Source organism: Polynucleobacter sp. AP-Sving-400A-A2, assembly GCF_018688155.1.
Lineage (GTDB): Bacteria > Pseudomonadota > Gammaproteobacteria > Burkholderiales > Burkholderiaceae > Polynucleobacter.
Genome location: NZ_CP061312.1, coordinates 1325334 through 1339799, shown reverse-complemented (window position 1 = coordinate 1339799; position 14466 = coordinate 1325334). Strand labels below are relative to the sequence as shown.

The following is a 14466-nucleotide window of genomic DNA, read 5'->3' as shown; positions in this document are numbered from 1 at the left end:
AATTAGCTAATACATTAGCCCAGAATTGTTTTATCCGACTTCATAGATTGCAAGACAGTAGTGGCAATCTCTTCAATTGATTTGCTGGTTGTAGCCACCCAAGGAATAGATTCTTTTTTCATCATGGCGGTGGCTTCATTAATTTCATAGCGGCAGTTTTCTAACTTAGCGTAATTACTGCCAGGGCGCCGCTCATTACGAATCTCTGACAAACGCTCGGCATCAATCATCAAGCCAAAGATCTTACTGCGAAACGGGATTAAATCTTTAGGTAGTTGCCCACGTTCGAAGTCTTCTGGAATAAGAGGGTAGTTTGCTGCTTTCATGCCATATTGCATTGCTAAGTAAAGACTAGTTGGTGTTTTACCAACCCGGGAAATGCCAACCAGAATGACGTCAGCCTCGGCTAGGTTTTTATTAGATTGACCATAATCATGGGCCAAAGAGTAGTTAATGGCCTCGATCCGATTTTTGTAGGCCTCAGTATCCGCATTGTGGTGCAGGCGGTTCATCGCATGGGTTGATTTAACCCCGAGAGCCTGCTCCAAAGGTGCCACAAAAGTTTGGAACATATCCAAAATCAGACCATTGGCTTTGCTGACAATGGCGTTCAGTTCGGGATTCACTAAAGTAGTGAAAACAATCGGCTGGACCTCATATTTAGAGGCTGCCTGATTGATGCTAGAGACCGCATCGTGGGCTTTGTCAGGACTATCTACAAAAGGTACCCGAATATGCTTAAAAGTGGCCTCAAATTGGGCCAAAATTGATTGGCTGAAGTTCTCGGCAGTAATGCCGGTGCCATCAGAAACAATAAAAACAATACGCGTTTGGGTAGACATGAGATTGGCCTAGAGGTCTTGGTCAGCACTACAATATGTAGTTAATGAAGTATGCCGCATTTTATCCGGCCGCTCGACCAGTTTCCTTATCCTTAGAGAGTATTTTATGTCCAACCAACAGCAACAAAGTAACGATGTAGCAAATGCCTATGTTCTGCCTTTTGAGCAACTCCGCATGACCGATGTTGAGTCAGTCGGCGGTAAAAATGCCTCACTTGGCGAGATGATTTCTCAGCTGTCCTCCACGGGTGTTCGTGTGCCTACTGGATTTGCCACTACCTCATTGGCATTTCGTGATTTCTTAGAGCACAACAACTTAACTGAGCGCATTCAGAAGCGCTTAGAAAATCTCAATATTGATGATGTGCGTGCGCTAGCCGAGGCCGGAAAAGAAATCCGCGGCTGGATTGAGACTGCCCCATTTCAGGCGCGTCTGGATGAAGAGGTTCGTACCGCATTCAAAACATTAGATGACTCTGGTAAAGGCTCCTTTGCAGTGCGCTCTTCTGCGACCGCAGAAGACTTGCCTGATGCTTCGTTTGCCGGACAGCAAGAAACTTTCTTGAACGTTGAAGGCATTGATGATGTTCTCAAGAAGATTCGTGAAGTATTTGCCTCCTTATATAACGACCGTGCGATTTCTTATCGCGTTCACAAGGGTTTTGCCCACTCTGAAGTAGCCTTGTCTGCCGGTATTCAGCGTATGGTGCGCTCTGACCTGGGTGCAGCTGGCGTGATGTTTACTTTAGATACAGAGTCAGGCTTCGAAGATGTGGTCTTTATCACTTCTAGCTATGGCTTAGGCGAGACAGTAGTGCAGGGTGCAGTGAACCCAGATGAGTTCTATGTGTTCAAAACTACCTTGGCAAAAGATAAGAAGGCGATTATTCGTCGCTCTTTAGGTTCCAAATTGATCCAGATGCAATTTGCCCCAGCAGGCTCTGCTGAGAAGGTGATGACTGTGGATGTTGTTCCAGAAAAGCGTAATCGTTTTTCATTGGAAGATGCTGACATTACTGAATTAGCAAAATACGCGGTCATTATTGAAAAGCACTATGGCCGTCCAATGGACATCGAGTGGGGTAAGGATGGTCAAGATGGCCGTATTTATATCCTGCAAGCTCGCCCAGAGACAGTGAAGAGCCAAGCTGCAGGTCAAGTGGAGATGCGCTACAAGTTAAAAGGTAGCTCCAAAGTGTTAGCCAAGGGTCGTGCAATTGGTCAAAAGATTGGCGCAGGCCCGGTTCGTATTATTCGTGACCCAAGCGAGATGGATCGTGTGCAGCCAGGCGATGTATTGGTTGCCGATATGACTGATCCTAACTGGGAGCCAGTGATGAAGCGTGCTTCTGCGATCGTCACTAATCGTGGCGGTCGTACTTGTCACGCAGCGATTATTGCTCGCGAGTTAGGTGTTCCTGCGGTAGTAGGTTGTGGTGATGCGACTGAGCATTTACAAGACGGCATGATGGTTACCGTGTCTTGTGCAGAGGGTGACGAAGGTCATATTTATGATGGCTTGATTGAAACTGAAGTGACTGAAGTTTCTCGTGGTGTATTACCAGAGATCCCAGTCAAGATCACCATGAATATCGGTAATCCTCAGTTAGCTTTTGACTTCTGCCAAATCCCAAATGCCGGTGTTGGTTTGGCCCGCCTCGAGTTCATCATCAATAACTACATTGGTGTGCACCCACGCGCTGTATTGGAATACCCAAACATTGATCCCGATCTCAAGCGCGCTGTCGAGAGCGTTGCTCGTGGCTATGCAAGCCCACGTCAGTTTTATGAGGATAAATTGGTTGAAGGTGTAGCAACGATTGCCGCAGCTTTTTATCCAAAACCCGTGATCGTGCGTTTGTCTGACTTTAAGTCAAATGAGTATAAGAAGCTTATCGGTGGTTCACGCTATGAGCCGGACGAAGAGAATCCAATGCTCGGTTTTCGTGGCGCATCCCGCTATGTATCGGCTGATTTTGGTGAAGCCTTTGCTTTAGAGTGCGCCGCAATGAAGCGTGTTCGTGAGGATATGGGTCTGGATAACGTTGAGATCATGGTGCCCTTTGTTCGCACCGTTAAGCAGGCTGAGCGTGTTATCGACATGATGGCTAAGTTAGGTCTCAAGCGTGGTGAGAATGGCTTGCGCCTGATCATGATGTGCGAGATTCCTTCGAATGCAATCTTGGCGGATCAATTCCTCGAGCATTTCGATGGATTCTCAATCGGTTCAAACGATATGACTCAGTTAACTTTGGGCTTAGATCGTGATTCCGGTATGGAATTGCTGGCAATTGACTTTGATGAGCGCGACCCCGCAGTAGAGTTCATGATTGCCCGCTCTATTGAAGCTTGCCTTAAGCAAAACAAATATGTTGGTATTTGCGGCCAAGGTCCATCAGACCACCCAGACTTTGCGCGCTGGTTAGTTGCTAAGGGTATTACTTCGATCTCTCTCAATCCGGATAGCGTAGTAGCTACCTGGGAAATGTTGGGCAAGAAGGAAGCTTAACCCCCCAACTGCTATTGACTAGCAAGATGAAAAAAATGCCTAGATGAAAATCTAGGCATTTTGCTTTGTGCTGAATATTATTAGCTTGAATAGCTAGGCACTCACTTGGCCAATCAAGCGTTGAGGTCGCCCCGAGCAATCCGACCCTTTTGAACTTCCCATTCACGCTCTTTGGTGGCGGCACGTTTGTCATGTTGTTTCTTGCCGCGGGCTAGTCCGATCTCGCACTTCACATTCCCTTTGGAGAAATGCAGGTTCAAAGGGACGAGGGTATAGCCCTTTTGCTCCACTTTGCCAATCAGTTTTTTAATCTCAATGGCATTGAGGAGGAGTTTGCGGGTACGGGTGCTATCGGGGACTATGTGGGTAGAGGCCGAAAGCAGGGGGGTGATGTGGCAGCCGATCAGAAACAGCTCCGCCTGACGGATGACAACATACGCTTCTTTGACGTGCACGCGACCGGCGCGGATGGCTTTAACTTCCCAGCCTTCCAGAACCAGCCCTGCCTCGAACCGTTCTTCGATAAAATAATCGAAGAAGGCTTTTTTGTTATCGACGATACTCATATTTATTTAGCTTCTCAAGATCGATTATGGCAGACGTCAACAAGACCGTTTTAATTGGCCAATCCGCAGACCGCATGTATGGTTTGGTAACTGACGTTGCCCGCTACCCAGAGTTCTTGCCCTGGTGCGGCGGCGTGGAAATTTTTGAGCAATCTGAGATTGTTTTGGACGCCAAAATCAATATCCACTTTAAGGGTATTAATCAGTATTTTCATACTCGAAACGCCAATCGTCGCCCCGAAAGCATTGATATGGTCTTTGTGGATGGCCCATTCAAGCATTTTTCCGGGCAGTGGAACTTCATTCCCCTCAAAGAAGATGCCTGCAAGGTGGAATTTAAGCTTCACTGGGAGTTTAAGAGCGTCATCCTAGATAAGATCATTGGCCCAGTCTTTGGGCATATTGCAGGCACCTTTGTGGATTGTTTCGTCAAGCGAGCTGAAGACCTCTATGGCTAGTCAGTCCATGGAAATTTGGATTTGTGATGCCCGCTTAGGTGAGCCTCGTTTAAACCCTTTCACACTGCACTTGTTGCCTGCCGAGGCCCCAACTGTAGGACTTGCCCTGATGAAAGCGGGAATCACGCAAGGTCCTCATGATCCCGTCTTAGCCAGAAAAGGCTGTTTTGGCGTCTTTGGCAAGCGTAAGGATTGGGACAGCCCTATTTACGATGGTGACCGCTTAGAGCTCTATTCTGCGCTCCTGGTTGACCCCAAGGCCGTCCGGCGCAAGAAGGCCAATCAGAACCAAGATGCCAAATTCCAGGCTGCCGCAGCTAAAAGAAAGGCGAGGAGGCTATAATCTTGTTTTGTGACTAGGGGTTTTGCATGCGACTCATTCAAAAAGCACTCACTTTTGACGATGTGCTCCTCGTACCGGCTTATTCTTCGGTACTCCCTCGAGATGCCAGCTTGGCAAGTAAGTTAACTCGAGAAATTTCACTCAATACTCCATTGGTGTCCGCAGCTATGGATACCGTTACTGAAGGTCGCTTGGCAATTGCTATGGCCAGTGAGGGTGGTATTGGAATTGTCCACAAAAATCTCAAACCTACTGAACAGGCTAGGGAGGTGGCTAAAGTTAAACGTTACGAATCTGGCATTTTGCGCGATCCTATTACGGTGGATCCACATGCCACGCTTCGCCAAGTCATTCAACTTTCTCGTGAGCATGGTTTCTCCGGATTTCCAGTGCTCACTGGCAAAGAGGTGGTGGGCATCATTACCAACCGCGACTTGCGCTTTGAAGAAGACTTAGATGCGCCCGTCAAATCCAAGATGACTCCCCGTGAGCGCTTGATTACAGTTAAAGAAGGTTGCTCGCTAGAAGAGGCGAAGCGCTTGATGAGTCAGCATCGCTTAGAGCGCGTACTAGTAGTCAACGATAATTTTGAACTGCGCGGCCTTATCACTGTTAAAGATATCTTGAAGGCTACCGAGCATCCAAATGCTTGTAAAGATAGCGAAGGTAAATTGCGCGTTGGCGCTGCAGTCGGTGTTGGTCCTGATAATGATGAACGTATTGAGCTTTTAGTTCGTGCAGGCGTCGATGTGATTGTGGTGGATACCGCACACGGTCATAGCCAAGGTGTCTTAGATCGTGTGAAGTGGGTTAAGAAAAATTACCCTCACGTACAAGTGATTGGTGGAAACATTGCCACAGGCGAAGCTGCTAAAGCATTAGCTGATCATGGTGCTGATGGCGTGAAGGTCGGCATTGGCCCAGGCTCTATTTGCACCACCCGGATTGTTGCAGGTGTTGGTGTGCCTCAGATTAGCGCCATCGTCAATGTGGCTGCTGCCCTCAAAGGTACAGGCATTCCTCTCATTGCTGATGGTGGTGTGCGTTACTCAGGTGACGTTGCAAAAGCCTTAGCTGCTGGTGCAAGCTCAGTGATGATGGGGGGTATGTTTGCTGGTACTGAAGAAGCTCCTGGTGAAGTGTTCCTCTATCAAGGGCGTTCATACAAAAGCTATCGCGGCATGGGCTCTTTGGGCGCGATGGCGGATGGCTCTGCGGATCGCTATTTCCAAAGCGATATCAGTGCGGCGAATGCTGAGAAGCTAGTGCCAGAAGGTATTGAAGGTCAAGTACCTTACAAAGGTAGCGTACTGGCTATCTTGCATCAATTGACTGGTGGTATTCGTTCTTCAATGGGCTATTTAGGTTGCAAGACGATTGATGAGCTTCATGAGAAAGCGAATTTTGTGGAAATCACTTCAGCGGGTGTACGCGAGTCACACGTTCATGATGTGAAGATCACCAAGGAAGCACCGAATTACCATATTGATTAAGAAGTAACAGCAGGCTGAATTTAAGGCAATCCTTTCGTGCACGACAAAATACTGATTCTTGACTTTGGTTCACAAGTCACCCAATTGATTGCCCGACGTGTGCGTGATGCGCGCGTCTATTCTGAAATTCATCCCTACGATTGCGATCCAGAATTCATTCGTAGGTTCATTCAAGAGCAGGGTGGCAAAGGGATCATTCTTTCAGGTGGACCTAGCTCTGTAACGGAAGAGGGTAGTCCTCGTGCACCGCAAATCGTTTTTGAACTCGGCGTTCCTGTTTTAGGTATTTGCTACGGTATGCAAACCATGGCAAGCCAATTGGGTGGCGCAGTTGCTTCCGCTGAATCTCTTGGTAAAGCCCGTGAGTTTGGTTATTCAGAAGTACGTGCCCATGGCCATACCAATTTGTTAAAAGGTATTCAGGACTTTTCTACCAGTGAAGGTCACGGCATTCTGAAGGTATGGATGAGTCACGGTGACTCTGTAACAACAATGCCACCAGCTTTTAAGCTCATGGCTTCAACCGATTCCTGCCCTATCGCTGGTATGGCTGATGAAGAGCGTCGTTTCTATACATTCCAATTCCATCCTGAAGTAACTCATACCTTGCAAGGTGAAGCTATCTTAGGCCGCTTTGTACACGAGATCTGTCAGTGCAAACCAGATTGGGTCATGGGTGACTACATCAGCGAAGCGGTTGACCATATTCGCAAGCAAGTTGGTGACGAAGAAGTGATTCTCGGTTTATCCGGGGGTGTTGACTCTAGCGTGGCAGCAGCCTTAATACATCGCGCCATTGGTGAGCAACTCACTTGTGTGTTTGTTGATCACGGCCTACTTCGCTTGAACGAAGGCGACATGGTGATGGAAATGTTTGCTCGAAACCTTGGCGTTAAGGTGATTCGAGTGGACGCCAAACAAAAGTTTATGTCTGAGCTTGCGGGTGTTGCAGATCCTGAAGCCAAGCGCAAGATCATCGGTAAAGAATTCGTAGAGATTTTCCAGGCTGAGTCCGGCAAGATTGCCAATGCTAAGTGGCTCGCTCAAGGAACTATTTATCCAGATGTAATTGAGTCTGCCGGTAAAGGCAAGAAGGGCGCGCATACGATTAAGAGCCATCACAACGTAGGTGGCTTACCTGAAGATATGCATCTCAAGCTGCTTGAGCCATTACGTGAATTGTTTAAAGATGAAGTGCGTGAACTCGGCGTTGCTTTAGGTTTACCACGTGAGATGGTCTATCGCCATCCGTTCCCAGGACCTGGTCTTGGTGTGCGTATCTTAGGTGAAGTAAAATCGGAATTTGCTGACTTACTTCAACGTGCTGACGCCATCTTCATTGAAGAATTGCGTAATACGATTGATGAAGCAAGCCAAAAATCTTGGTATGACCTCACTAGCCAAGCCTTTGCTGTGTTCTTGCCAGTAAAGTCTGTGGGCGTCATGGGTGATGGTAGAACCTATGAATACGTCGTTGCACTCAGAGCAGTACAAACACAAGACTTCATGACTGCACACTGGGCACACTTGCCACACGATCTGCTGGGCAAAGTATCAAACCGCATCATCAATGAAGTTCGTGGCATTAATCGCGTGGTCTATGACATCAGCGGAAAGCCGCCAGCAACCATTGAGTGGGAATAGGGTCGTAATCAGCTTATTGCTTTTGTACTTCTTGCTGTAAATTTTAAATAGAAATCTAACTTCTTAATATTGGCTATCAAAGCCTAAGCAGGAGGCTTTTAAATGCATTATTCCAGATACTTTTTTTGGCTCTCAACTGGCATACTTGCCCCCCTATCTTTTTCATATAGCCCATATTTAGCTATATTCTTCTTTGGATTGTTTTTGATTGGCCTAAAAGATTCAATTCAAAAGCATCATTCAATATTGCGCAATTACCCTTTGATAGGGCATTTTCGATTCTTACTTGAATATATCCGTCCTGAGATACGTCAATACTTCTTGGAGGATGATGAGGAGAAAATTCCTTTTTCAAGAAATCAAAGGGCTATGGTTTATAGCCGCTCTAAAAAGGACAACGATAAGCGGGGATTTGGTTCAATCAAGTCAATGTATGGTCCTGAGGGTGAATGGTTGGGACACTCAAATTCACCATGCCATCCTGACCCAAGTCAGTTTCGTATTCAAGTCGGTGGTTCGAGTTGTCTTCAGCCTTACTCTTTATCTATATTTAATATTTCTGCGATGAGTTTTGGGTCGCTTTCACCAAATGCAATTAGAGCGCTGAATAGAGGCGCAAAGCTGGGTGGATTTGCTCATGATACTGGCGAAGGCTCAATCTCTTCATATCATCGCGAGTTCGGCGGCGATATTATTTGGGAAATTGGATCTGGATACTTTGGCTGTCGCACCGTGGATGGTCGATTTTCAGAGGAAAAATTTTCTACCCAGGTAGTTGATCCGCAAATCAAGATGGTGGAAATTAAGCTATCACAGGGCGCTAAGCCAGGTCATGGTGGGGTCTTGCCTGGCGCTAAAGTTACTGCTGAAATTGCTGCGACTAGGGGTGTCCCGATTGCCGAGGATTGTGTCTCTCCAGCCCATCATGCTGAATTTTCATCTCCATTAGAGCTAATGAAATTCATTGCGCGTTTGCGTAAGTTGAGCGGCGGTAAGCCCGTTGGCTTTAAATTATGCGTTGGCCAGCCATGGGAGTTTTTTGGTATTGCTAAGGCGATGCTAGAGACAGGCATTAGCCCCGACTTCATAGTGGTTGATGGAAGCGAGGGCGGTACTGGTGCCGCCCCTGTTGAATTTACAGATCATGTGGGGATGCCGCTTCGTGATGGCCTTAGGTTAGTGCATAACACCTTGGTCGGAATTAATAAGCGCAAGGAGATTGCGATTGGAGCCTCTGGAAAAATTATTTCCGGCTATGACATTATTCGTGCACTTGCTTTAGGAGCCGATTGGTGTAATTCTGCAAGAGGGTTTATGTTTGCCTTAGGCTGCATTCAGTCACGAACATGTCATACGGACAAGTGTCCTACAGGCGTTGCAACTCAGGATTTGGGACGTCAAAGAGCATTGGTGGTCCCTGATAAGGCTGAGCGAGTATTTGCATTCCATCAGAATACTGTTGCATCTTTAGCGGATTTAATTGGGTCAGCAGGTCTCATGCATCCCAAGGAAATTACACCGGATTATCTTTTGTGCAGAGATGGTTCTGGCAAGATAACTTCATTAGCATCTCAGCTCCCAACCCTGTCTCCTGGAGCGCTATTACAAGGTGCTGACGCCCCATTGCAAAAAGATTTACCTCAGGAGTATCTTCAGTATTGGGATAGGGCTCAAACCAGTAAATTTGGCTTAGCCCCGCTATAAGACCTAGTGAATTCCAGCCACACTATTTGAGCTTGAGAGCACCAAATCCCTTTTTGTCTTAATATAAGCAAAGATTAATAATTCAATTGTAGGAATCAATATGTTTGTTAAAACAATACTCAGCGTTCTTTCTCTCGGTATAACGATCATAGGCTTAGTGCTATTTTTCAATACTGGCGAGTATTACATCTTCATTATTGGCATGGCATGCTATTTCTTAGCTACCGTATCAAGCTCTTTTTTCAAAAGCTGGAATAAATAGTTCTCAGTATTGGACGTATTTTATTTTCTAGAAATAGAAATCAAGCGGAGCGTCTAAACTAGTCCCTTAGGCAAAGAAAAGTTGATGTTTTCAGCGATGCCTTTCATGGGTAGCACCACACCTTTGGAAAGCGTTTTGATGGCTTTGATCACTTTTGCTGTTAATTCTTCGGGAGCGGATGCACCGGCTGTAATGCCGATATTGTTCACTCCAGCAAACCACTCTGGTTTTATCTCTAGTGGATCATCTACTAAAAACGCAGGAACCCGCATCTTTAAGGATAATTCCTGAAGTCTTTTGGAGTTTGAACTACTTGGGCTGCCCACAACTATCACGATCTCAACCAAAGGCAGCATTGCTTTAACAGCATCTTGTCGATTTTGGGTAGCGTAACAAATATCCTGTTTCTTAGGTACATGAATGTGCGGATATTTCTCTAACAGGGCGGCAGTGATTTCAGAGGTTTCGTCTACCGATAAAGTGGTTTGAGTAACGAAGGCGAGTAATTCACCTTCTTGAAAACTTAAGCCTTCTACATCAGCCACTTTTTCTATGAGATGAACCGGAGCATCAATTTGGCCCATCGTCCCCTCAACTTCAGGGTGTCCAAGATGGCCAATCATAATGATTTGGTAGCCACTCGCATTTAAGCGAATGACCTCAGCATGCACTTTTGAAACCAAAGGGCAGGTTGCATCAAAAACGGTTAGATTACGAAATTGAGCTTCATTTTTAACTGCTCTAGCTACACCATGTGCGCTAAAGATCAGAATAGCCCCCTCGGGTGCCTCTGCTACATCGTTGACAAAAATAACCCCTCTTGCCTCGAAATCTTTGACAACATAGGCGTTGTGAATAATCTCATGCCTGACATAGATAGGGCTGCCATATTTTTTTAAGGCTTCTTCAACAATCGTGATGGCCCTCTCAACACCAGCACAAAAACCTCTAGGCTGGGCTAAATAAATCTGTTTAGATTGATTGGTGTCTGAAGAAAGCATGGAGTATTTTCAGTTTTACTAGTCAACTACTGTCGGAGTGCTATTTAAACAATAAGCCTAAATGCCAATAATTTTTTCGTTAACTAGTGTTTACTCTAATCATCCGTATAAACCCTAGGGGTCTATGGAGTTCTCAACTCCCCAATGCATTCCCAGGGGGATATTCAGTTATCGATCAGTAAATTGAAGTTTAGCTAGACGAGCATAAAGCCCACTTCGTTCAATTAAATCAGCATGGGTACCGGTTTCAATGATCCGCCCATGTTCCAACACGATAATTTTGTCCGCCTGCTTTACGGTGGAGAGCCGATGAGCAATCACAATAGTCGTCCTATGATCCATTGCTGCCTCAAGCGCGCGCTGCACGAGTAATTCAGACTCGGCATCTAAGGCGCTCGTGGCTTCATCTAGGAGTAACAGGGCAGGATTCTTTAGTAGTACTCGTGCTATTGCAATCCGCTGTTTTTGCCCCCCAGATAAACGGATACCTCGATCACCTAAGAAGGTTTGATATCCCTCTGGGAGTTTAGAAATAAATTCATCTGCTATGGCGAGACGAGCGGCAGCTAGAACTTCATCATCAGTCGCGTCCATCCGGCCAAAACGAATATTCTCCATGGCATTGTCTGAAAAAATCACAATATCTTGGGGAACAACGCCAATCAACTTTCTCAGAGCCTCAAGCTCAAGCTTGCGAATATCGATTCCATTAAAAAGAATTTCTCCGCTAGTGGGGTCATAGAAGCGCTGCAATAGCTGGAAGAGGGTAGTCTTTCCCGCTCCTGATGGCCCTACGATAGCAATTCTTTGACCGGGTTTAATCTCTAGGGATAGATCAGTCAAAACACTATTTTGATTCGATGGATAGTGAAAGTTGAGATTGTCTATTTGCACTTCAATGCCAGCTGCATTGACTTGGGGGATTGATTTCACATTAGCAAGAGCTTGGACCGAAGACTTCACATTTAAGAGTTCTAGCAGGCGGTCGCTTGCACCAATTGCTCTTTGGGTATCGCCGATGACTTCAGAAATACCTGCTATCGCTCCAGCGACAATCACGGCATACAAAATAAACTGAGACAATTCTCCTGCAGTGATTTGATTGTCCATGACTGCATAAGCACCAAGCCAAAGCACCAAAATAATACTGGTAAAGCCAAATAATATGGCTACGAATGTAAGTAAGGATCTCGCCCTTGTGCGGGTAATGGCTGCATCAAGAGCGGTATGAATTGATTGATTAAAACGATTAATTTCTATTGTTTCATTTGTAAAAGATTGAATTGTCGGTATCGCATTTAACTTTTCACTTGCCAAAGCAGAGGCATTGGCAATCTTATCTTGTGAATTTCGAGAGAGCTTTCTCACTCGTCTACCCATGATCACAGTTGGAATGATGGTTAGTAATAGCGTAGCGAAAATCAGTACCGATAATTTAGGGCTGGTAATAAACATCATTACTAAGCCACCTGCCAATAGAAGAAGATTTCTGATGGCCATTGAAACGCTAGTTCCAATGAGCGTCTGAATCAGAATCGTATCCGTATTTAAGCGTGAGAGTATTTCACCGCTATGAGTGGACTCGAAGAACTCTGGACTCTGCCTGATGACGTGGCTATAAACTGCCGAGCGAATATCAGTCGTAATTTTTTCGCCTAACCAGGACACCATGTAAAAACGCAGAGAAGTTCCTAAGGCGACTAAGCCAGCAACAATAAATAGCGTTAAAAAAGTGGTATTGATTTGATTGCCGCTGTTAGTATTAAATCCCAAATCGATGATTTGTCTAAAAGAGAAGGGAACGGCCAAGGTGGCGCTTGCAGCAAGCACCAAACTAAAGACAGCCAAGACGAATTGTTTTTTATACGGCTTTAAAAAAGGGAGTAGCGCTGCTAGGGTGCGAAATCCACGGGGATTTGTATTGTTGCTCTGCTTGGTCATTGAATAATCCCTAATAATTATCTATGATAGTTCACTTGGATTAGATTGAATTTGTTTTTTAGTGATCACAGGAAGATGACAGGCGAAAGCTCCGTAACTCATAAAGAGCCCCTCTACAAAAGAAGTCCCTGGCTACCTCGAGGTCAAGTGCGTAGACTCATTTTTCTGGGACTCATTATATTTAGTGCCTATGGGTCTACTGAGCATTGGTCCTTCTACATCGTATTGCTTATTTCAATAATCGCACTCTCTCCAAAGGTATTGCTAGCCACCGCTTATTACTACGGAAGATCTGCATTATCTCTTGCCCAACTGTTTAGCAAATGAAGATCTTCTTGACTGGAGCTAGTGGTTTCGTAGGCAGTCATTTGATTGAGTCTTTGACTTCAGAGGGGCATGAGCTTGTATGCCACTTTCGTGCACCTCAAGCTATCAATAGTGAATCTCACTCCAATCCTGAGGTTTGGTCAGGAAGCCTGAATGATGTGGAGGGTTTATCAAAGAGGCTTCATGGTTTAGATGTTGTAATTCATTGCGCAGCAGAGATGAAGTTGTGGAATTCAGAAAAATCATTACTAGAGACTAACGTTTTCATGACGAAAAATATTCTAGAGTCATCAAGGCGGGCGGGTATTAAGCAGTTGATTTATATGAGTGATGCTTCAATTGCTAAAAATCCATTGGGTCAAAATCTGAACATTGCAGAATCTCGAGCTTTGCCATCATTACAAAACTTTCCTTATAGCCATAGTAAGTCGCAAGCAGAGCAGTGGGTTCTTCAAGCCGGTGATGAGACTTTTCGTACTCTGAGTCTGAGGCCCGCAACTATTTGGGGTAAAGGCGACGTCGTTGATCAGATCTTAGGCAAAGCTGCAGATCTCAATAAATTTGGCTGGTTTGATCAAGGTGATTACCTCTTCTCAACTTGCTATATTCAAAATCTTTGTGAAGCGGTTAAAAAAGCGCTGTTGTCGAACTCAAATCAAGAAAGTTTTTTTATCAGCGATGGACCGCCAATGCAATTTAGGCAATGGATGAGCATGAGACTGAAAGCGGGTCATTACAAGGTGCCAACCTTGTCCATACCCCGTTCCTTTGCCCGACCCCTTGCGCGTTTTACAGAAAATGGCTGGAAATACTTGCCACTTCGTGGTGAGCCTCCCTTAATTCGAGAAATGGTGCACTTAATGGCGCATCCTTTTTCTGTCTCCATTCAAAAGGCCAAAGATCAATTTGCTTATGAGCCGTGTCATGCCATGGAAGACGGCATGCTTGAGATAGAGAAATCAACTATTAGGCCAAGGGTATACCCTAGTAATGTTGACTCAAGCAAAGACGCAGTTTAAAGTTTTCACAACTATCCAAAAAATAATTATTCAATAATTTTTTGTATAAAAGTTATAAAACCTGAAAGGATGCTGAGTATGTTTAAATTTCACGACATGAGAGATCGGATTTCCAAGATAGCGGGATTTTTTGGAATGGTGGTCAGCATTACTGTTGCCTTCTATCTGATCTTCCCTACAGGTCAGACCCAATCCAAATTTGCCATGTTTTTAGTGTCGCTAGGCATTGCAATTGCTCTGAGTGTCCTGACGTTCAAGGCATTACTAAAGTCACAAAGATAAGGCTCTACTCTTAGGTAGTAAAAACCCCTAAATGCTCCAGTATTTGGGGGTTTTTCATTGGATTCGTGAATAAGT

The 14466-nt window shown here is 45.3% G+C and carries 12 protein-coding genes; 8 read left to right on the top strand and 4 right to left on the bottom strand.

All coding sequences use genetic code 11. The features are described 5' to 3' along the window. Positions 1 to 14 precede the first annotated feature (14 nt). Positions 15 to 842 (bottom strand): pyruvate, water dikinase regulatory protein, encoded by an 828-nt coding sequence (locus C2758_RS07060; RefSeq protein WP_215327556.1) that lies wholly within the window; start codon positions 840 to 842, stop codon positions 15 to 17. A 106-nt stretch (positions 843 to 948) separates the two neighbouring features. Between C2758_RS07060 and ppsA the strand changes: the two genes are divergently transcribed. Then, the gene (ppsA, locus tag C2758_RS07055) at positions 949 to 3351 is read left to right on the top strand and encodes a phosphoenolpyruvate synthase (protein ID WP_215327555.1); all 2403 of its coding nucleotides are present in this window, start codon (positions 949 to 951) and stop codon (positions 3349 to 3351) included. 113 nt (positions 3352 to 3464) lie between these two features. On the opposite strand, the gene smpB is transcribed toward ppsA, so the two are convergent. After that, on the bottom strand, positions 3465 to 3917 hold the full coding sequence (smpB, locus tag C2758_RS07050; protein WP_046330447.1) for an SsrA-binding protein SmpB: 453 nt from the start codon (positions 3915 to 3917) through the stop codon (positions 3465 to 3467). Positions 3918 to 3943: 26 nt separating this feature from the next. Between smpB and C2758_RS07045 the strand changes: the two genes are divergently transcribed. The 5 genes from C2758_RS07045 to C2758_RS07025 all read left to right on the top strand — a co-directional run bounded on the left by C2758_RS07045 (position 3944) and on the right by C2758_RS07025 (position 9559). After that, entirely contained in the window at positions 3944 to 4375 is a 432-nt protein-coding gene (locus C2758_RS07045) for a type II toxin-antitoxin system RatA family toxin (protein WP_215327554.1), read from the top strand. After that, entirely contained in the window at positions 4368 to 4718 is a 351-nt protein-coding gene (locus tag C2758_RS07040; protein ID WP_215327553.1) for an RnfH family protein, read from the top strand. Before C2758_RS07045 ends, C2758_RS07040 begins: the two co-directional genes overlap by 8 nt. A 26-nt stretch (positions 4719 to 4744) precedes the next feature. Continuing rightward, positions 4745 to 6211, top strand: coding sequence for an IMP dehydrogenase (gene guaB, locus C2758_RS07035; protein ID WP_215327552.1), 1467 nt, complete (start codon positions 4745 to 4747; stop codon positions 6209 to 6211). A gap of 36 nt (positions 6212 to 6247) precedes the next feature. After that, on the top strand, positions 6248 to 7855 hold the full coding sequence (gene guaA, locus C2758_RS07030; protein ID WP_215327551.1) for a glutamine-hydrolyzing GMP synthase: 1608 nt from the start codon (positions 6248 to 6250) through the stop codon (positions 7853 to 7855). Between the two features lie 102 nt (positions 7856 to 7957). After that, entirely contained in the window at positions 7958 to 9559 is a 1602-nt protein-coding gene (locus C2758_RS07025; RefSeq protein WP_215327550.1) for an FMN-binding glutamate synthase family protein, read from the top strand. 315 nt (positions 9560 to 9874) lie between these two features. On the opposite strand, the gene ispH is transcribed toward C2758_RS07025, so the two are convergent. Both ispH and C2758_RS07015 read right to left on the bottom strand, forming a co-directional pair. Next, positions 9875 to 10822 carry a 4-hydroxy-3-methylbut-2-enyl diphosphate reductase gene (gene ispH, locus C2758_RS07020; RefSeq protein WP_215327549.1) on the bottom strand — a complete coding sequence of 316 codons (948 nt, stop codon included), beginning with the start codon at positions 10820 to 10822 and terminating at the stop codon, positions 9875 to 9877. Positions 10823 to 10990: 168 nt separating this feature from the next. Next, positions 10991 to 12763 carry an ABC transporter transmembrane domain-containing protein gene (locus C2758_RS07015; RefSeq protein ID WP_215327548.1) on the bottom strand — a complete coding sequence of 591 codons (1773 nt, stop codon included), beginning with the start codon at positions 12761 to 12763 and terminating at the stop codon, positions 10991 to 10993. 335 nt (positions 12764 to 13098) lie between these two features. Here C2758_RS07015 and C2758_RS07010 point away from each other — a divergent pair, with 335 nt between their 5' ends. Both C2758_RS07010 and C2758_RS07005 read left to right on the top strand, forming a co-directional pair. Next, positions 13099 to 14109: an NAD-dependent epimerase/dehydratase family protein gene (locus tag C2758_RS07010; protein ID WP_215327547.1), complete on the top strand. Its 1011-nt coding sequence runs from the start codon at positions 13099 to 13101 to the stop codon at positions 14107 to 14109. Positions 14110 to 14187: 78 nt separating this feature from the next. Next, positions 14188 to 14391: a hypothetical protein gene (locus C2758_RS07005; RefSeq protein WP_215304520.1), complete on the top strand. Its 204-nt coding sequence runs from the start codon at positions 14188 to 14190 to the stop codon at positions 14389 to 14391. Positions 14392 to 14466 lie beyond the last annotated feature (75 nt).

Bases quoted from the DNA above. Each gene is read 5' to 3' on its own strand.
- ispH (WP_215327549.1), bottom strand. From the start codon at position 10,822: ATGCTTTCTTCAGACACCAATCAATCTAAACAGATTTATTTAGCCCAG.
- guaB (WP_215327552.1), top strand. From the start codon at position 4,745: ATGCGACTCATTCAAAAAGCACTCACTTTTGACGATGTGCTCCTCGTA.
- C2758_RS07015 (WP_215327548.1), bottom strand. From the start codon at position 12,763: ATGACCAAGCAGAGCAACAATACAAATCCCCGTGGATTTCGCACCCTA.
- smpB (WP_046330447.1), bottom strand. From the start codon at position 3,917: ATGAGTATCGTCGATAACAAAAAAGCCTTCTTCGATTATTTTATCGAA.
- C2758_RS07040 (WP_215327553.1), top strand. From the start codon at position 4,368: ATGGCTAGTCAGTCCATGGAAATTTGGATTTGTGATGCCCGCTTAGGT.
- C2758_RS07005 (WP_215304520.1), top strand. From the start codon at position 14,188: ATGTTTAAATTTCACGACATGAGAGATCGGATTTCCAAGATAGCGGGA.
- C2758_RS07025 (WP_215327550.1), top strand. From the start codon at position 7,958: ATGCATTATTCCAGATACTTTTTTTGGCTCTCAACTGGCATACTTGCC.
- C2758_RS07045 (WP_215327554.1), top strand. From the start codon at position 3,944: ATGGCAGACGTCAACAAGACCGTTTTAATTGGCCAATCCGCAGACCGC.
- C2758_RS07060 (WP_215327556.1), bottom strand. From the start codon at position 842: ATGTCTACCCAAACGCGTATTGTTTTTATTGTTTCTGATGGCACCGGC.
- ppsA (WP_215327555.1), top strand. From the start codon at position 949: ATGTCCAACCAACAGCAACAAAGTAACGATGTAGCAAATGCCTATGTT.